Consider the following 19,938-nt stretch of genomic DNA (forward strand, 5'->3'; position numbering starts at 1 on the left):
GGACACGCCGTGTGTGCGGAGCGGTTGCCCCTCCTGTGCCTTCCGGCACCCGGCCGGAATCGCACCACCTCCACGACGAAAGCTGATCGCAGATGACCACTCCCCGGATTGACATCGCTGTCATCGGTATCGCCTGCCGCTTTCCCGGAGCCGACAGCCCGGACGGATTCTGGACCTTGCTGCGTGGCGGCACGGATGCGGTCACGGGGCGCCCTCCGGGGCGGGTGGGCGGACGCCCTGCGGGCCGGGGCGGTTACCTGCGGGCGCCGGCCGGGGACGTCGAGGGCGGTCCGGTCGAGGAGAGCCTGGCCGCGATATACGGCTTCGAGCCGGAGTTCTTCGGGATGTCCCCGCGCGAGGCCCGACGCACCGACCCTCAGCAGCGGTTGACGCTGGAGTTGGGCTGGGAGGCGCTGGAGGACGCCGGGATCGTCCCGGGCACACTGCGCGGAACCCGTACCGGGGTGTTCCTCGCCGCGGCGAACGGCGAGTGGGCCGACGCACTGCGGGCGGCCGGCGTCGAGGCGGACGTGCACACCTATACGGGCGCGCAGCGGGGCATGGCGGCCGGCCGGCTCTCCCATGTCCTGGGCCTGAGCGGGCCGAGCCTCAGCGTGGACACGGGGCAGTCGTCCTCGCTGGCGGCCGTGCACCTGGCGGTGGAGAGCCTGCGGGCGGGCACCGCGGAGATCGCGCTCGCCGGCGGGGTGAGCCTGATGCTCGACGACGCCGCCGACCGCGCGGTGGCGGGGACCGGTGCGCTCTCCGCTGCCGGGCGCAGCGCCGTCTTCGACGCCTCGGCCGACGGTTTCGTCCGGGGCGAGGGTGGCGCCCTGGTGGTACTCAAACCCCTGGCCGCGGCGCTGGCCGACGGCGACCGGATGTACTGCGTCCTGCGGGGCAGCGCGCTCAACCACGACGGCGGTGGCGGCACCCTCACCATGCCGCAGGCGAGTGCACAGGCCGACGTGCTGGCACAGGCGTACGACGACGCGGGGCTCGCGCCGGAGACGGTCGGATACGTGGAACTGCACGGGACGGGGACGCGGGCCGGGGACCCGGTGGAGGCCGCCGCTCTGGGTGCCCTCATGGATCCGTCGCGCCGGTCGGCTCCCCTGCGGGTCGGCTCGGTGAAGACCGTGATCGGCCATCTGGAGGGCGCCGCCGGAATCGCCGGGCTGGTGAAGACGGCACTGGCGGTCCACCACGCCGTACTCCCCCCGAGCCTGCACTTCGCCACCGCGCATCCGGCGATCCCGCTGGAGCGCCTCGCGCTTCGGGTACAGACGGCGCTCGAGCGCTGGGAGGGGCCGCGGATCGCCGGGGTCAGCTCGTTCGGCATGGGCGGCGCGAACTGCCACGTGGTGGTGGAGGCACCACCCGCGGCGGCCGGCCCACCCGCATCCTCCATCGACGGGTCCGGGACGGTCCTGTGGCCGGTGTCGGCGCGCTCACCGAAGGCTCTCCGCGCTCAACTCGCCGCGCTGCGGGCGCACATCGCCGACCTGGACGGCGGCCCGCACGGCCCGGAGGGGACGAACGCGCTCACCGACGTCACCCACACACTGGCCCTCGGTCGTACCCACTTTGCCCACCGGTGTGCCGTCGTGGCCTCGTCGCGGGAACAACTGCTGGACGCGCTGACCGCGTTGGCCAACCGTGATGATGCGTCCGGCACGGTACTGACCGCGTCCGGTGCGGATGCTGCCGGGACACTGACCGACGTTGCGCGACGCCATGTCCAGGGTCTTGCGGTGGACTGGGTCTCGATCGGCGCGGGTGGCCGGCGGGTTGGCCTGCCCACGTACCACTTCACCCGGCGCCTGCTCCTGCCCGAGGCGACCACCGACGGCGTAGGCGCCCCGCCCGCGACGGCCGCGGCGAACTCCGCCCACCCGCACCACCCGTCAGCCGCTGAACGCCCGCACGACGGGGCGGGCACAGCCGCCCCGGATCCGGGCCGCGACCCTGACGGGGGCCACGGGGGCGGCACCGGCGCGGAGCACAACGCGGGCGACGCCGACCCGTTCGAGCAGATGCTCGCTCTCGTCCTGCGGGAGACCGGCGCCGTACTCGAACTGGATCCGGACCGCGAAGTCCCTGCCGACGCGGCGTTCGCCTCGCTCGGCGCGGACTCGATGACGATGGTGGAACTGACGGATCGTCTGGAGGACGCTGTCGCGCGGCCGCTGCCCAGCAGTCTGCTGTTCGACCGTCCGACCCCGCGCGAGGTGGCGCGCGCTCTTGTGCGTCCCACGGACGTCTCCGCACCACTCCCCCGCTCGGCCACCGTTCCCGTCGCCGAGCGGAAGGAACCGGACGACGGCCGCGACGCGATCGCGCTCGTGGGAATCGGGTGCCGCTTCCCCGGGGGCATCAACTCCGCGGAGGACCTGTGGGCGGCCGTCGCCGGGGAGCGGGACGTGCTCGGCGATCTGCCCGACGACCGCGGCTGGGCGGTACCGGAGGGAAGGTGGCGGGGCGGGTTCCTCGACGACGCGGCCGGTTTCGACGCCGCGTTCTTCGGCATCTCGCCGCGCGAGGCGACCGCCATGGACCCGCAGCAGCGCCTGCTGCTCGAGGTGGGCTGGGAGGCCGTCGAACACGCCGGAATCGATCCGCTGTCGCTGCGCGCCACGCAGACGGGAGTGTTCGTCGGCGTCATCGCCCAGCAGTACGACGCGCTGGTGCAGCAGTCGCCGGAGGACCTGGACGGCTACGTCTACACCGGCAGCACGCCGAGTGTGCTCGCGGGCCGACTGGCCTACGTACTGGGCCTGGAGGGCCCGGCGCTGGCGGTGGACACCGCGTGCTCCTCGTCGCTGACGGCCCTGCATCTCGCCTGCCGCGCGCTGCGTTCGGGCGAGGTGTCCATGGCGCTGGCCGGCGGGGTGACCGTGATGTCGACGCCGTGGATGTTCACCGACTTCACCGCGCAGGGCGCCCTGTCGCCGGACGGCCGGTCGAAGGCGTTCGCCGAGGGCGCCGACGGCACGGGCTGGTCCGAGGGGGTGGGCATGGTGGTACTGGAGCGGCTGTCCGACGCGCGCCGCAATGGCCACCAGGTGCTCGCGGTGGTGCGTGGCAGCGCGCTCAACGAGGACGGTGCGAGCAACGGGCTCACCGCGCCCAACGGCTCGGCGCAGGTGCGGATGATCCGTGCGGCGCTCGCCGACGCCGGGCTGCCGCCGGCCCATGTGGACGCGGTCGAGGCCCATGGTCCCGGTACCCGGCTCGGTGACCCGATCGAGGCGAACGCGCTGCTCGCGACGTACGGCGCGGAGCGTGCGGCGGGGATGCCGCTGTGGCTGGGCTCGGTGAAGTCGAACATCGGGCACACCCAGGCCGCGGCCGGCGTCGCCGGGGTGATCAAGACGGTGATGGCGATGCGGCACCGCCTGCTGCCCCGCACCCTGCACGTCGACCGGCCGACCAGCCGGGTCGACTGGAGCGGGGGCGGTGTGCGGGTGCTGACCGAGGCGCGTCCGTGGCCGTCGACCGGCCGGCCGCCGCGCGCGGCGGTCTCCGGGTTCGGGGCGGGCGGCACCAACGCGCACATCGTCCTGGAAGCCGCGGACGAGCCCGGTGAAGCCGGTGAAGCCCGTGAAGCCCGTGAAGCCCGTGACGTACGCGGGGCCCGTGAAGCCGGTGAGGTCAGCAGGGCCGGTGAGGTGGGTGAGGCCAGTCACGTCAGCAGGGCCCGTGCAGCCGGTGAGCCCCGGCCGTCTCCCGCTGGATCCCCTTCCCGACCGGAAGTCGGTCGGCCGCTCGCGCTTCCGCTGTCCGGAAAGTCGGCCGCCGCTCTGGCGGGCCAGGCGGCGCGGCTGCACACCCGGTTGCTGACCGAGCCCGCGGCACCGCTGCCCGGCGTCGCCCGGACCCTCGCCCGCCGCTCGGCCTTCGCGCACCGGGCCGTGGCCGTGGCACACGACCGGGCCGGCCTGCTGGCCGCCCTGGCGGACATCGCCCGCGGCGAAGGCGCCGAGAGCCAAGTGGCCGACGACGCGGCCGTGTTTGTGTTTCCCGGTCAGGGCGCGCAGTGGCCGGACATGGCCGAGGGGCTGCTCGGAGACGACCCGGTCTTCACGGAGACGGCCCGGCAGTGCGCGGAGGCGTTCTCGGCCCACCTGGACTGGTCGGTGCTCGATGTGCTGGCCGGGGCCCCGGACGCCCCGCCGCTGGACCGCGTGGACGTGGTCCAGCCAGCGCTGTTCACGATGATGGTGTCGCTCGCGCGGATGTGGCAGTCCCGCGGTGTGCGGCCGGCCGCGGTGGTCGGACATTCGCAGGGGGAGATCGCCGCCGCCCATGTGGCGGGCGCACTCTCGCTCGCGGACGCGGCGCGGATCGTCGCACTGCGCAGCCGTGCCCTGCTGGGGTTCCAGGGGCGGGGCGCCATGGCCGCCGTCTTCCTGCCGGCCGACGCGCTGAGCCGCCGACTGGAGCCCTGGGCCGCCGGGTTGGAGATCGCCGCGGTCAACGGGCCCGCGGCGACGACGGTCGGCGGGGAGCCGGCGGCCCTGGACTCCCTGCTGGCCGCGCTCGACGCCGAGGGAGTGCCGTATCGCAGGCTGCCGGTCAGCAACGCGGGACACAGCCGTCAGATCGAACCGCTGCGCGAGCATCTGCTCGACGTCCTGGCCCCGGTGGCGCCGCGCGCCTCCCGGATCCCCTTCTACTCGACCGTGACCGGCGAGCGCCTGGACACCACGGGCCTGGACGCCGACTACTGGTGGCGCAACGCACGGCAGCCCGTACTGCTGGAGCCCGCCGTACGGGCCCTGCTGGCCACGGGCCACCGGGCCTTCGTAGAGGTCAACCCGCATCCGCTGCTGCACTCCGCACTGCTGGAGACCTTCGAGGACGCCGGCGCGCCCGCTGTCGCGCTCAGCACGCTGCGCCGGGACGAGCCGTCGCGGGACCGCTTCCTGGAGGCGACCGCCGAGGCCTTCCGCGCCGGCCTGCCGGTGGACTGGACCGCACAGGCCGGGCCGGACACACCACCGGTGCCGCTTCCCGGCTACGCCTTCCAGCACCGCCGCTTCTGGCCCGCTCCCCCGGTGGCCGCCACACCGCCGCCCGCGCCGTCCCGGGCTTTTGGGCACCCCTTCGTGACCGCGCCCCTGGATCTGCCGCACACCGGCGGGCACCTGGTGACCGCCCGCGTGTCCGCCGCGCAGGCGCCCTGGCTCACCGACCACGCCCTGTTCGAGGTCGCGTTGGTTCCCGGTGCCGCCCTGGTGGAACTCGTGTCGAACGCCGCACGCCACGCCGGTGCCGGACCCCTCGACGAATTCGTGGTCTCCGCACCGCTGTTGCTGCCCGCCGACGGCGGGGCGCTCGAACTCCAGGTCGTGCTGGACCGGGCGGACCCGGACGGCACGCGGGCGGTGTCGCTCTATGCCCGTGCGCGCGACCGGGCCGGCGAGGACGCCACCGAGCCCGGGTGGACGGTCCACGCGCACGGCCGGGTGACCGCCGAACCCGCCTCCCCCTCCGAACCCACCTCAGCCTCCGCCTCCGCCTACCCCACCCACCCTGTCCCCGCCTCCCCCACCCACCCTGTCCCTGTCTCCCCCACCCACCCTGTCCCCGCCTCCCCCACCCACCCCGTCCCTGTCTCCCCCACCCACCCCGTCCCTGTCTCCCCCACCGCTCGGCCCGCGCTCGGTGACGGCACATGGCCCCCGCAGGGCGCCCAGGAGATGGACATCGAGGACGCCTACGACCGGCTCGCCGCCGAGGGATACACCTATGGGCCGGCGCTACGGGCGCTGCGCGGCGTGTGGCGCCGAAGTGACGGCGTGTTCGCCGAGGTGGCCCTGCCCGCCCAGGCCGGACCGGCCGACGGGTTCGACGCGCATCCCGTCCTGATCGACGCCGCGCTCCACGCCCTGCTGCTCGCCGAGTTGGCGAAGGACGGCGAGGACAACAACGACGACACGCGGCCGGCCCGGATGCCGTTCGCCTTCAGTGGCGTCCGAATCCGCCCCTCGACCGCGTCCTCCTTGCGGATCCACGCCGAACCGGGGGCGGACGGCAGTTGGCGGATCGCGGCCGTCGACCCGGCCGGTGCCGCCGTCTTCGACCTCGACGCGGTCTCGTTCCTGCCCGCCACCGGCATCCATCCCCCGCTGCGGGCGACGTCCTGGACCCCCGCGATCCTCAGCGGGGCACCGGCCACGTCGACCGACACCACGATCGTCGGACCGCCGCATCCGGCCCTGCCCGGCGTGCCCGCCGCGGACACCCTCCCCGCAGCCGGGGCACCGGTGCCCCGGATCGTGGTCGTCCACCTGGACCCGGCCGCGCACGGCGGCACGGCCGCGCCGCACGGCCTCCCCGACGCCCTGCACACCACCACCGCACGCCATCTGGAACTGGTGCGGGCCTTCCTGGGCGAGAGCGCGTACGCCGGCACCCGCCTGGTCCTGAGCACCCGCCGGGCCACCGCACGGCGTCCCGATCCGGTGGCCGCGGCGGTGGCCGCCCTGTGGCGCAGTGCCGCGGCCGAACACCCCGGGCAGCTCACCCACGTGGACAGCGACGGGACCCCGGCCTCCGACGCGCTGCTCGCGCTCGCCGTCGCGGCCGACCTGCCGCAGGTGGCGCTCCGGGACGGACAGGCGCATGTGCCGGTCCTCGCCCCCGTTCAGGACGGCCCGCTGAGCCCGCCGCCCGGCCCGGGTGCGTGGAAACTCGCCCTGACGGGGCCCGCCCGGCAGACCACACCCGACCGACTCGCGCTGGTACCCGCGCCCGAGTACGACCGCGCGCCCGGGTCCGGCGAGGTGCGGGTGGCCGTACGGGCGGCGGGGCTGAACTTCGTAGACGTCATCACCACGATGGGGCTCTTCCCCGGCGAGGCGTCGCTCGGCCGGGAGTTCGCCGGTGTCGTCACCGAGGTCGGACCGGACACGCCGGGCCTCGCCCCGGGCGACCGGGTCATGGGCATCGTCGCCCTCGACCGCAGTGCGATCACCCCGCGGGTCGTCACCGACCACCGGCTCGTCGCACCGGTCCCGGACGGCTGGACGTTCGCCGAGGCCGCCACCGTCCCCATCGCGTTCCTGACCGCCCATCACGGCCTCGTCACGCTCGGCCGGCTCACGGCCGGGGAGCGGGTGCTGATCCATGCGGCGAGCGGGGGTGTGGGTATGGCAGCCCTCCAGATCGCCCGCCGGCTGGGCGCCGAGGTGTTCGCCACCGCCCACCCCGACAAGTGGCCCACGCTCGCCGCGCTCGGCGTCCCGTCCGACAGGACGGCGTCCTCCCGGACGGCCGGGTTCGAGGAGGAGTTCCGTACCGCCACGGGTGGGCGGGGCATGGACGTAGTGCTCAATGCTCTGGCGGGGCCGCTGGTGGACGCCTCCTTGCGGCTGCTCGCCCCGGGGGGCCGCTTCCTGGAGATGGGCAAGCTCGACATCCGTACCCGCACCCAGGTCGACGCGGTCCGGCCCGACGCGCACTACCAGCCCTTCGACGTGCTGAGCGTCGACCCCGACGACATCGCGACCGCCCTCCGCGACCTGGGGGAGCTGTTCCTGGCGGGTGAGCTGCACCCGTTGCCGCTGACGGCCTGGGACGTCCGTGAGGCGAAGGACGCGATGGTGACCTTCCGCGACGCCCGGCACGTCGGCAAGCTGGTGCTGACCCTCCCGTCGTCCCTCCGCCCCGACGGCACCGTTCTGATCACCGGCGGCGCCGGCACCCTCGGCGGCGAACTGGCCCGCCACCTGGTGCGCCGGCACCGCGTACGCCGACTGCTGCTGTCCGGGCGCGCACCCGCGGACGAGCCACGCGTCGCAGCCCTGCTGGACGGCCTGAACGCGCTCGGTGCGCACGCCGAGTACCGGCAAGCCGACGTGTCGGATCCGGTCCAGGTCGCGGAGTTGCTCGCGGCGGTACCGTCCGCCCACCCGCTGACCGCCGTGGTCCACACCTCCGGGATCCTGCGGGACGCCACCGTGATGTCGCTCGGCCCCGAGCAACTGTCCGCCGTCCTGTCGCCCAAGGCCGACGGCGCCTGGCACCTGCACGAGCAGACCCGTCACCTGGACCTGGCCCGCTTCACGCTGTACAGCTCGGTCGCCGGAGTACTGGGCCTGCCCGGTCAGGCCAACTACGCCGCCGCCAACGGCTTCCTCGACGCGCTCGCGTGCGTACGCGCGTCCGACGGGCTGCCCGCGCAGTCCCTGGCCTGGGGTCTGTGGGAACAGCGCTCCGCCATGAGCGGGCACCTGACGGACACCGACATCGCCCGGATGGCCGCCGCGGGGCTCGTTCCTCTGCCCACCTCGCAGGGCCTCGCCCTGTTCGACGCCGCGGCGGACCGCCCGGAGGCCACGCTGGTCGCCGCGCGGGGAACGGCTTCTCCGGCCCCGGCACCTGCGCTTGCCCCCGCCTCGCCGCCTCCGCCTCCACTTCCGTCTGCGTCTGCGTCTGCGTCTGCGTCTGCGTCCTACGACGCACACTCGGCCGACGCGCTCCCCGCACTCACCGGCACGTTCCCCGCCCGCACGTTCGACACCACCGCCTCCGGCACACCAGATCCGGACCGGACAGCGGGGCTGCCCGAACGGCTCTCGGCGCTGCCCGCCGAGCGGCGTCTGGAGGCAACGACAGACTGGATCACCGGCCAGGCCGTGACCGTACTGCGGCTGACAGACCCGGACGACGTACGCAGGACGAGGGCCTTTCGCGACCTCGGCTTCGACTCGCTCACGTCCGTGGAGTTGCGCAACAGGCTGAACGCGGCCACCGGGCTACGGCTTCCGGTCACCGTCGTGTTCGACCACCCCACGCTGGACGCGCTGGCCGACCGTGTCGTGGAGCTGCTCTTCCCGGCACCACCCGACGGGCCCCCGGCAGCGGACGCGGCCGAGCCGGCTTCGGCGGCGGACGACACTGGACCGGCAGCGGCGGCGGACGATGCCGGATCGACCCCGGCGGCGGCGACCACCGTCACGTCGGTGGAGCCCCACGAGCTCCCGGCCGACCTCGCGCAGGCGGACGGCGAGGAGTTGCTCCAGCTCATCGACGCGGAACTCGGCCGCAGCGGCGGCACAACCCACCACAGGACCGACGACACGGCTCGCCCCAAGACCGACGACACGGCCCACCGCAGGACCGGCGACGAGCCCGAGGAGACCCGGTGAGCGACCAGCCCCAACTCGTCGACTATCTGAAGCGCCTGACGGCCGAACTGCGCGCCACGAAGGACCACGTGGCTCAGCTCGAACAGCGGGAGGTCGAGCGCCGTGCACCCGTCGCGGTCGTCGGCATCGGCTGCCGCTATCCCGGCGCCGACTCCCCGCAGGCCCTGTGGCGACTGGTCGCCGAGGGCCGTGACGCGACCGGACCCGTCCCTGAGGACCGGCAGTGGCCCCCGGTCCCCGACGGCGATGGAGGGCCGGCACGGGGCGGTTTCCTGCCGGACGCGGCGGGCTTCGACGCCGCGTTCTTCGGCATCTCGCCGCGCGAGGCGACCGCCATGGACCCGCAGCAGCGCCTGCTGCTGGAGGTGGCGTGGGAGGCGCTGGAGGACGCGGGCATCGATCCGCACACCCTGCGCGACAGCGGCACGGCGGTCTTCGCGGGCGCCAACCAGCAGGACTACGGCCCACCGCTGCACGCCTCTCCCTCCCGGGTCGCCGGACACCGGCTGACCGGCATGGCCGGCAGCGTCGTCTCCGGGCGGCTCTCCTACGTGTTGGGCCTGCACGGACCCGCCCTCACCGTGGACACCGCGTGTTCGTCGTCCCTGGTGGCCGTGCACCTGGCCTGCCGGGCCCTGCGCTCGGGCGAGACCGGACTGGCACTCGCGGCGGGGGTGACGGTGATGAGCACCCCCGGCACGGTCGCCGAGTTCGGCCGGCAGGGCGGGCTCGCGGCGGACGGGCGCTGCAAGGCGTTCGGCGCCGCCGCCGACGGCACCGGGCTCGCCGAGGGCGCGGGCGTCCTCGTACTCGAACGGCTCGCGGACGCCCGGCGTAACGGACACCGTGTGCTCGCCCTGATCAAGGGCTCCGCGGTGAACCAGGACGGGGCGAGCAACGGACTGTCCGCGCCCAGCGGCCCCGCGCAGCAGGCCGTGATCCGCGCCGCGCTGGCCGACGCCGGCCTCGGCGCCGCCGACGTGGACGCCGTCGAGGCCCACGGCACCGGCACAGCGCTCGGCGACCCGATCGAAGCCCAGGCGATCCTCGCCGCGTACGGAGGGTCCCGCCCGGCGGGCACCCCGCTGTGGCTCGGCTCGCTGAAGTCCAACATCGGGCACACCCAGGCCGCCGCGGGTGTCGGCGGCATCATCAAGATGGTCGGCGCGCTCGTCCACGAGGAGTTGCCGCGGACGCTGCACGCCGACGAGCCGACACCGCACGTCGACTGGTCGGCGGGCCCGGTTCGGCTGCTGCACGCGTCGCGGCCGTGGCGCCGCGCCGACGGCCGGCCGCGGCGGGTTGGTGTGTCCTCCTTCGGCATCAGCGGCACCAACGCGCACGTCGTCGTCGAGGAAGCGCCGAAGGACACCACGTCGGCGCCTGATGAGGCAGCGCACGACCAGGACGGGCCCGCGCTGCTGGTGCTCTCGGGCCACAGCGAGCAGGCCCTGCGCGCCCAGGCCGCGAGGATCGGGGCGCACTTGACGGCACATCCGTCTCCCGTGCGGCACGTCGCGCACACCCTGGCCGGCCGGGCGGCGCTGGAGCACCGCGCGGCGGCGGTCGTCCGCGACACCGCCGAGGCATGCGCGGTGCTGGCGTCGATCGCGTCGGGGACCGCACACGCCCGGCTGACCGGTGCCCAGGTGCACGGCAGGCGGGGGCGGCTCGCGTTCCTGCTCGGCGGCGAGGACGGGCTGCGGGCGGCGATCGGCGGCACCGAAGAACTCCGTACCGGCCACCCGGTGTTCCGGCGCGCACTCGACGAGGTCTGCGCGCTCGCCGATCCCCTGCTGGGGACCTCTCTCGGGGAGCTGCTGCGCACCGGCGAGGGCACGCTCGCGGCCGGTGGCACCGTGCGGATCGAGGACGCGCCGGCCGCGCAGCCGGCGCTGTTCGCCGTGCAGGTGGCCCAGTTCCGGCTCCTGCACAGCTGGGGGATCGCGCCGGATCTGCTGGTCGCGGACGGGGCCGGTGAGGTGGCGGCGGCTCACGTGTCGGGTGCGTTGTCGCTGCCCGACGCGGTCCGACTCGCCGTCGCACGGGCCCGGTTGGCGCAGCGGCTCGGCGGGGCGGACGCAGTGACGGTGGTGTCGTCGCGCCGGGACGGACAGGCGGATTCCCCGCACGGAGAACTCCCCGAGGACAGCGGCGCACACAACCGGCCTCTGCCAGGTGCCGGGCCCCTCGACTCCGCGCTCTCCGAGTTCCGCGCCGTCGTCGCGGGGCTGAACCCGCACATCGCACGGTTGCCGGTCGTCTCGACGCTCACCGGCCGGGCCGGCGACACCCTGGCCGATCCCGACCACTGGGTCAACCACGTGGTACGCGGTCCGGGCGACCCACGCGCCGCGGTGCGAGCGGCCGTCGAGGTGCACGGGGCGGGTGCGTTGGTGGAGCTGGGCACCGGATCGGACCCCGTCGCTCGCGCCCACGCGCCGCGAGAGGCGGTGGTCCTGTCCATGGCGGGCAACGACCCGGGTTCGGATCGACGTACGACCGGGGCCGAGAAGGCGCTGAACGTGGTGGGCCGCCTGTACGTCCACGGCTTTGGCTCGGACCTGCCCGCGGTGGTGCCGGGACAGCACGTCGGCCTGCCTTCGTACGCGTGGCAGCACGAGCGCTACTGGCTCCTCCCCGCGACACCCGCCGACGATGTACCGGCCGTGCCGACTTCCCCACGCTCACCGACCGCACGACTCGGTCACCACACGCACGAGGCAACGGCCGACGGTGCCGTCGGCGGCCATCTGCCTGCTCCGGCGAACTCCGCCCACACCTCCACCGCACGCCCCGCATCCGGAGCCGGGGCGGCGCAACCGGCGCTCACCGAGCGGTTCGGCGGCGGCGCGCACGGTTGGGTGCGTGACCACGTCGTGGGCGGCCGGGTACTGCTGCCCGCGACCGCCTTCCTCGAACTCGCCCTGCGGGCCGGGTACCGGGCCGGGCATCCGCGGCTGGGTGAACTCGTCCTCCACACTCCGCTCGACCTGACCGGCGGCGTGCCGACCGACGTGCGTGTCACCACCGCACCGAGCACGGCGGGCGGACTCGATCTGACCGTCACCTCGCGGCCTGCGTCCGGCGGCCCGTGGACCACGCACGCCTCCGGCCACCTCGTCCCCCGCCCCGACCCCGCTGCCGAACCCCCTGTCCCGCACCGGGCCAGAGCGCCGAAGGAGGCAGTCCCGCGGCCGCTGGAAGAGCACTACGCCCGATGCACCCGCCTCGGCCTCTCCTACGGTCCGGCCCTGCGCACGCTCGCCGAGGTGCGGCACACGGACGGAACGCTCTACTCGCGGAGCGCCTCAGCACCGCCGTACGGCGACGCAACAGGCGAACTCTTCGCGCCCGCCGCCCTCGACGCCGTCCTCCAGGCCCTGCTCACCGAGCCGGGCGCACTCTTGGAGGGGCGCCTTCGGCTGCCCTTCAGCTGGGCCTCGGTCACCGTGCACCGCACCGCGCAGGGCCCGCTGTCAGCCCGTATCACTCGTCTGTCCGCCGACTCGTACGCCGCGGAGGTCGAGGACGCCGACGGCCGACCGGTACTGTCCGTCGGCACCCTGACGATGCGCCCGCTGCCCGCCCCGGCCGACCCGCCCGCCGAGCCCAACCTGTACCGGCGTACATGGGCAGCGCTCGGCCCCGCGGCGCAACGTCCAACCACGGCACCGTGGTTGCTGGGTACGCCGGCCGAGGGTCTGTCCGGGTTCGCGCGAGCACACCCCGATCTCCCCACGCTGATGGCGGCGGCAGACCGGGCCGACCGCATTCCGGAAGCGCTCGTGATCGCACTCCAGCCTGCTGCCGAAGCCTCCGGCGGCGTGGCCGGTGCCGTCCACACTGCTGTCGTCGAGCAGTTGGCCCTGCTGAGGCGATGCCTCGCCGGTCCGACGCTTGTGGGCACCACGCCGGTCCTGCTGACGCGGGACCACTCCGGGGAGTCAGAGCTGGTGGCGGCGGCGGTGCGCGGCCTGTGGCGGTCGGCCGCACGGGAGCATCCCGGGCGGCTGGGACTGCTGCACGTCCGTGGCCACGGGGGCTCGGCGGAGGCGGTGGCCGAGGCGGCGGCGCGGCTCGCCGGAGGGGCCGACGGCATCGAGTTGACGTTGATCGATGGCATCGTGCACGGTCCCGTCCACACGCAGTCGGCGGAAGCGGCATCCCCCGGACCCGCGTTCGACCCTGACGGAACCGTCCTGGTCACGGGTGGTGGCGGGGCACTGGCCGCGGAACTCGTGCCTCACCTGGTGACCGTGCACGGTATCCGGCACATCGTGGTGGCGAGCCGGTCCGGCCGGCTGCCGCACGGTGTGGACGGACTCGACGCGGACATCAGGGCAGTCGCCTGCGACGTCGCGGATCCCGACGCCGTACGGGCCCTGGTCGCCACGGCGGGCGAACGCCGTCCGCTGCGCGCGGTCGTGCACGCCGCGGGTGTGCTGGACGACTCCACGGTGGCCCGCATGAGTCCCGAGCAGGTCCACCGTGTGCTGCGGCCGAAGGTCGACGGCGCGTGGCACCTGCACGAGGCGACGATCGATCTGCCACTCACCCGGTTCGTCCTGTTCGGCTCGGCGTCCGCGCTCCTCGGCACGGCGGGCCAGGCGAACTACGCCGCCGCGAACGGCTTCCTCGACGCCCTGGCCGTGCACCGTGCCGGGCTCGGCCTGCCTGGGCTGAGTATCGGCTGGGGATGGTGGGAGGACACCGGCATGACACAGGGACTTCCCCTCGACGCCCGGCAGCGGCTGCACGGCCTCGGACTGCGGCCGATGGCGCCCCAGGGCGCGCTCGCGCTCTTCGACCGGGCGGTGGAGGAAGACAGTCCCGTGGTCCTGGCGGGGCGGTTCGACGATTCCGCGTTCTCCCCTGCGCCGGCCCGGCGGGAAGCCGGCATCGATGCCGGCGCCCGGACGAGCGCCAGGGAGGAGACGCGGTCGCCGGCCTGTGGAGAGAGCGCCTCCCCGGCAGCCGTCGCTCTCGCCCGCCCGCGGACCGGCGAGGCGTGGATCACCCTGGTGCGAGCCGTTGCGGCGGACGTACTCGGGCATCCCTCGCCCGACCGGCTTCCCCCGGACGCGGATCTCGTTCTGGCCGGACTGGACTCGCTGGGCTCCCTCGAACTACGCGACAGACTGAGCGAGTTGTGCGGCCGTCCACTGCCGCTCGCCGTCATCTACGAACATCCCAGCCCGTCCGCGCTCGGCACCTACCTCCACGGACTCCCGCCGGACGAGGACAGTGCCGGTGACTCCGCGGACCGGTCGGCGGAGGAGTCCCGATGACGGCCTCCCCGTGGCTCCGGCGGTTCGAGCCCCGGCCGAGCGCTCGCACGCGCCTGGTCTGCTTTCCCCACGCGGGCGCTTCGGCCGGGGTGTACGCGCCCTGGGCGAGAGCCCTGCCCGCCGACACCGAACTGGTGGCCGTCCAATACCCGGGCCGGGCCGACCGATGGGGTGAACCACCCACTACCGACATGACGGCCCTCGTCGAGGAGATCCGCGGCGCCCTGCTCGACGACGTCATCGGCCCCTACGCCCTCTTCGGCCACAGCATGGGCGCAGCCATCGCCTACGAGACCGCTCGCGCGCTGCGCGACGCCGGAGCCCCGCAACCACAACGGCTCTTCCTGTCGGCCAGGGCCCCGAAACCGTCCGGACCCGCCGCCGACCCCACGCTGGACGCGGTCGACGCCCTGCGGACTCTCGGCGGCACTCCGGCCGCCCTGCTGGAGGACAAGGACGCCCGCGCCATGCTGGTGCCCGTCTTCACCGCCGACTGGCAGCTGATGCGGGACTACCGCCACACGGCACCCGAGCCCCTGCTCACGTGCCCGCTGACCGTGCTGGTCGGCTCCCGGGACCCGCTCACCCAGGTGAGTTCGGCGGCCACGTGGTCCGCGGTCACCACCGGCGCCTTCGAACTGACCGTCTTCCCCGGCGACCACTTCTACCTCCTGCACCACTCCGCCGAGGTTCTTGCCCTCGTCCACACGCAACTGCGCGGACCTTCCTCGGGAAACCAGCGGTGACAGCGAAACCCGCACCCCTCACGCGTCCGAACGGCGCCTCATGGTGCGAGCGGCCCTGGGACCGGAAAGGCGTCGCAGGTCAGCGTTCGACGAGAATATTCGTGGACTCCGCGTAGTGTGTGATCCCTGACGGCCGATCCGGGTCGGAGGGCCACCAAGGAGCCGTGACCGCCGCGGACAGTACGGCGCCGACGTCGGCGGACCGGCTTGGCGTTGTGTCGGCCGGCAGAGCGAGTCGGATCCGCACGGTCCGCGATTCCCCGGGTCTGAGCTCGAACTCGTCCGTCTCCACGTGTGTCTGGCCTGTCAGGTCGGCCCAGCGGCCCTCGCGGTTGATCGACCAGTGCACTTGTCGCACGGATTGGCCGATCTCTCCGGGGGTGAGGGAGATCGCGACGCGGAGGTGGGAGCGAGTGAGCTTGCCCCCGGCGTTGCGCACCCGCACGTACCACTCCGCCGGTGTCCCGCCCTCGGTCGCCCGGAGTATCTGCGGTACCTCGACGGTGACATGCGTGGGGTCGACGGAAAGACGCAGGCGCGTCGCGGATGCCGCCGGGTGGATGCGCACATAGCTGGCATCCCTGGACATCTCCGCGGCGACCGTGGTGGTCGTGGCGGGAACCTTGCCGTCCACGTCGTCGACGGGCTGGTCGGCGGTGAACAGCCGGAAGTCGAGCTCCGTCCGCGCCTTGCCGCGATACGAGAGCGGCACGACGGCGGCGAACTCCCCGTTGTCGTCCTGCTCGTTGGTCCACTGGAACGGCACATCGTGCCAGGAACCGTTCTCGCGGATCTGGAGTTCGTCGGGGACCGTCCCGACGTAGAGCGCCACATGGCGTCGCTCGGCCTGCGCGGCGGTGAGGCCCGTTACGGAGAGGTGGAGAGGGAGGGGCGGGCCTCCGGGGACCAGGGTGTTGCCGTCCGCACGGAGGTGAACGACCGGGTGAGGTGCGGGTGTGGACCCACTCGCCGACGGGCTCTTCACCGCCGGCGCGGGCCCCTGCTCCCCGCACCCGGCGAGCGCCGTCGTCGCGACGACCGAGGCAGCCAACATGAGCGCCACAGCCGGTCCGGGTATGCGCGTCATGGTCAGTCCTCCGCGGCGGACTCTATCGGCGGCAGTGACCGGCCGGTAGGCCGTCAGACAACCGGTGGGCCATCAGGCAATGCGGGCGAACGCGGGACGGTGGGACCGCGGACCAGGCACCAGACCTTCGGACCTACAGGCCTTCGCTGCCCCAGTGCGGCCATCGATGATGCTCGGTGGCGCCTCCATGGTGCGAACACGCACTCCAGCGCGCAGAACTATGGTGTCCCGCCATATACGCCAGTGACCTGGACGTTCCTACCGTGTGCCGACACGTACCCGTCCCCACGGCACACGAGGAAGTGGCGTTCATGGCCTCCGCAGCACCCGCCCCGCCCACCCCACCCGGCAATCTCAGGCGCATCGTCGCCGCCAGTCTCATCGGCACGACGATCGAGTGGTACGACTTCTTCCTCTACGGCTCCGCCGCCGCGCTCGTCTTCAACGAGCTGTTCTTCCCGGGCTCCGACCCGCTCGTCGGCACCCTGCTCTCGTTCCTGACGTACGCGGTCGGCTTCGCCGCCCGGCCGCTGGGCGCACTGGTCTTCGGGCACTACGGGGACCGGCTGGGCCGCAAGAAGCTGCTGGTGCTGAGTCTGCTGCTGATGGGCGGGGCCACATTCGCGATCGGTCTGCTGCCGACCCACGCGACGATCGGCTCGGCGGCGCCGGTCCTGCTCACCGTGTTGCGGCTGGTGCAGGGCTTCGCGCTCGGCGGCGAGTGGGGCGGCGCCGTCCTGCTGGTGTCCGAGCACGGGGACGCGCGCCGCCGCGGCTTCTGGGCGTCGTGGCCGCAGACCGGCGCGCCCGCAGGGCAGTTGCTCGCGACCGGTGTGCTGTCGTTCCTGACGGCCGTGCTGTCGGACGCCGCGTTCTCCGACTGGGGCTGGCGCATCCCCTTCCTGCTCTCCGGCGTCCTGGTACTGGTCGGCCTGTGGATCCGGCTGTCCGTCGACGAGTCGCCGGTGTTCCAACAGGCCCTCGCGCAGGCCGAGTCCCGCAAGGCCACCTCGGCGCCGGCGGAGAAGCTGCCGCTGGTCGCCGTCGTGCGCCACCACTGGCGCGACATCCTGGTCGCGATGGGCGCCCGCATGGCGGAGAACATCAGCTACTACGTCATCACCGCCTTCATCCTCGTCTACGCCACCACCTCGGCCGGCGTCTCCAAACAGACCGCGCTGAACGCCGTACTCATCGCGTCGGCGGTGCACTTCGCGGTGATCCCGCTGTGGGGCGCACTGTCGGACCGTGTGGGGCGGCGGCCCGTGTATCTCCTGGGCGCGGCGGGGGTCGGCCTGTGGATGTTCCCGTTCTTCGCGCTGATCGACACCGGAGGCTTCGGCCACCTCGTCCTCGCCGTGACCGTCGGCCTGGTGCTGCACGGGGCGATGTACGCGCCGCAGGCGGCGTTCTTCTCCGAGATGTTCGCGACCCGGATGCGCTACTCCGGCGCCTCCATCGGCGCCCAGTTCTCGTCGGTCGCGGCGGGCGCCCCGGCGCCGCTGATCGCGACGGCACTGCTCGCCGACCACGACAGCTCCACCCCGATCGCCCTGTACGTGATCGCCGCCGTGGTGCTCACGCTGATCGCGGTGGGGGTGGCGAAGGAGACCCGCGACCGGGACCTCAACGAGGTCCGATCGTCGTCCCCGGCCGGCGAGGACGACGGGTCCGACGGGTCCGACACGTCCGCGAAGACGTCCCCGCCGCTGCGGTCAGGGCGGTGAGGACGCCAACCGGTGCAGGCGCAGGGCGAGTTGGATCTCCAGGGTGCGGGCCGGGCTCTGCCAGTCGTCGCCGAGGAGGCGGCCGACCCGCTCCAGGCGCTGCGCCACCGTGTTGACGTGGACGTGGAGTTCGTCCTTGGTGCGGGCCGGGCTCATGCCGCAGTCGAAGTAGGCGCCGAGGGTGCGCAGCAGCTCCGTGCCACGGCGTTCGTCGTAGGCCACCACCTCGCCGATCGTGCGGTCGACGAAGCCCGCGATGTCGCGGTCGCCGGCCAGCAGCAGGCCGAGGAAGCCGAAGTCCTCGGCCGCGGCGCCGTCTCCGTCGCGCCCCAGCAGGCGCATGGCGTCCAGGCAGCGACGGCCCTCGGCGTAGGCCGCGGCGACGGCGTCCGGGTGGGCGGCGAGGTGTTCGACGGGGGCGGAGGCGCCGACGGTGACGGACTCGTGGACGGCCCGGCCGAGGTGGCGTGCGGTGCGGCGGGCCACGTCGGTGGCGGTGTCGCCGCCGGTGAGCGGCAGGAGTAGGACCGTGCCCCCGTCGCGGACCGCTGCGAGGCCGTGCCGGGTCGCGGCGAGGTGTGAGGCGGCGGACCAGAGGCGGCGGCGGGCCGCCGCCTCCTGTTCGGCGTCCGCGGCGGTGCCGTGGAGCCGGGCGGCGAGGACCACGTGGGTGGCGTCGAGGTCGGCGTGCAGCCGGGTCGCGCGGTCGCGCAGCAGCCGTGGGTCGCGGTCGCGGGCGTCGAGGAGGTCGTCCAGGAGTTCACCGCGTACGCGCTGTTCGGCCTCGGCGGCGGAGCGCCGGGCGAGGAGCACCAGCGAGGTGACCATCGCGGCGCGTTCCAGGGTGCGTTGGTCGACCGGGTCGAGGCCGGGGTGGCCGCGCAGGACGAGGGCGCCGAGGAGTTCGCCGCCCGCGGCGACGGCGGCGATCCAGTCGTCCTTGTGGAGTACGGCGTGTCCTTCGGCGCGTGACGCCTCCAGCGCGGTCGCGGGAGCCGCGTCGGACTCGGCGAACTCGACCGTGCGGTCGAGGACTTCGGAGACGGCCGCGGCCACGTCGTGCACCCCGCCGCCGCGCAGCACCAGTTCGGCGAGCCGGTCGTGGACGTCGGAGGCGCGTTCGATGACCCCGCTGCGGTCGCGGATGATCTCGTTGGCCCGCTCCAGGCCGGCGAGGGCGGACCGGGTCTCGGTGAGCAGGTTGGCGGTGTCGATGGCGGCCGCGGCGAGCGCGGCGAAGGAGCCGAGCAGCGCGATCTGCTCCCGCTCGAAGACACGGGCGCGCCGGTCCGCGGCGAAGAGCACCCCGATGACGTGCGGCCCGAGCATCAGCGGCACGCCGAGGATCGCGACCAGGCCCTCGTCGCCGACGCCGGCGTCGATGGTCGTGGTGTGCTGGAAGCGGGCGTCCTTGAAGTAGTCGTCGGTGACGTAGGGCCGCGCGGTCTGTGCGACGAGACCGCCCAGCCCCTCACCCATACCGAGGCGCAGCTGCTGGAAGCGGGCGGCGACCGAGCCCTCGGTGACCCGCATGTAGGTGTCCCCGCGCGCCGGGTCGTTCAGACTCAGGTAGGCGACGTCGGTGCCGAGCAGGGAGCGGGCGCGCTGCACGATGGCTTGCAGCACGGCGTCGAGGTCACGCAGTCCGGCGAGGTCGTGTGCGGTCTCGAACAGTGCCGACAGCTCCGCCTCCCGGCGCCGGCGGCCCTCCAGCTCGGCGCGCACGCGCAGCGCGAGCAGCTTGGCGCCCTCCAGTGCGGCGATCCGCCCGGGCGCCCCGCCCTCCGCGCGGGCCAGCAGCACCGGCTGCTCGTAGGCGTCGGCGGAGGCGCCGCGCGCCAGCAGCTCCAGGAACGGCGCCTCGGCGTCGCTCGACGGGGCCCCGGTGGGGCGCTCGGTGGACTGCACGTGATCGCGGGACATGTGCAC

The 19,938-nt window shown here is 74.0% G+C and carries 6 protein-coding genes; 4 read left to right on the plus strand and 2 right to left on the minus strand.

Annotation, left to right across the window (positions count from 1 at the left end; genetic code table 11):
* Positions 1-92: 92 nt before the first annotated feature.
* From ACIQAC_RS23165 to ACIQAC_RS23175, 3 genes are read left to right on the plus strand one after another with little or no spacing between them, the layout of a single operon-like run.
* Positions 93-9,158: an SDR family NAD(P)-dependent oxidoreductase gene (locus ACIQAC_RS23165; protein ID WP_402193801.1), complete on the plus strand. Its 9,066-nt coding sequence runs from the start codon at positions 93-95 to the stop codon at positions 9,156-9,158.
* Positions 9,155-14,449, plus strand: coding sequence for a type I polyketide synthase (locus tag ACIQAC_RS23170; protein WP_402193802.1), 5,295 nt, complete (start codon positions 9,155-9,157; stop codon positions 14,447-14,449). The genes ACIQAC_RS23165 and ACIQAC_RS23170 overlap by 4 nt, the downstream gene beginning before the upstream one ends.
* Positions 14,446-15,195 carry a thioesterase II family protein gene (locus tag ACIQAC_RS23175; protein WP_402193804.1) on the plus strand — a complete coding sequence of 250 codons (750 nt, stop codon included), beginning with the start codon at positions 14,446-14,448 and terminating at the stop codon, positions 15,193-15,195. Before ACIQAC_RS23170 ends, ACIQAC_RS23175 begins: the two co-directional genes overlap by 4 nt.
* A 79-nt stretch (positions 15,196-15,274) precedes the next feature.
* Here ACIQAC_RS23175 and ACIQAC_RS23180 read toward each other — a convergent pair whose 3' ends face one another.
* Positions 15,275-16,282 (minus strand): hypothetical protein, encoded by a 1,008-nt coding sequence (locus ACIQAC_RS23180; RefSeq protein WP_402193805.1) that lies wholly within the window; start codon positions 16,280-16,282, stop codon positions 15,275-15,277.
* A 311-nt stretch (positions 16,283-16,593) separates the two neighbouring features.
* Between ACIQAC_RS23180 and ACIQAC_RS23185 the strand changes: the two genes are divergently transcribed.
* Positions 16,594-18,009 carry an MFS transporter gene (locus ACIQAC_RS23185; protein ID WP_402193806.1) on the plus strand — a complete coding sequence of 472 codons (1,416 nt, stop codon included), beginning with the start codon at positions 16,594-16,596 and terminating at the stop codon, positions 18,007-18,009.
* Here the strand turns inward: ACIQAC_RS23185 and ACIQAC_RS23190 are convergent.
* Positions 17,998-19,932 carry a helix-turn-helix domain-containing protein gene (locus ACIQAC_RS23190; RefSeq protein ID WP_402193807.1) on the minus strand — a complete coding sequence of 645 codons (1,935 nt, stop codon included), beginning with the start codon at positions 19,930-19,932 and terminating at the stop codon, positions 17,998-18,000. The two genes, ACIQAC_RS23185 and ACIQAC_RS23190, sit on opposite strands and share 12 nt — an antisense overlap.
* Positions 19,933-19,938 lie beyond the last annotated feature (6 nt).

The sequence above is a fragment of the Streptomyces sp. NPDC088387 genome (assembly GCF_044753385.1).
GTDB lineage: Bacteria > Actinomycetota > Actinomycetes > Streptomycetales > Streptomycetaceae > Streptomyces.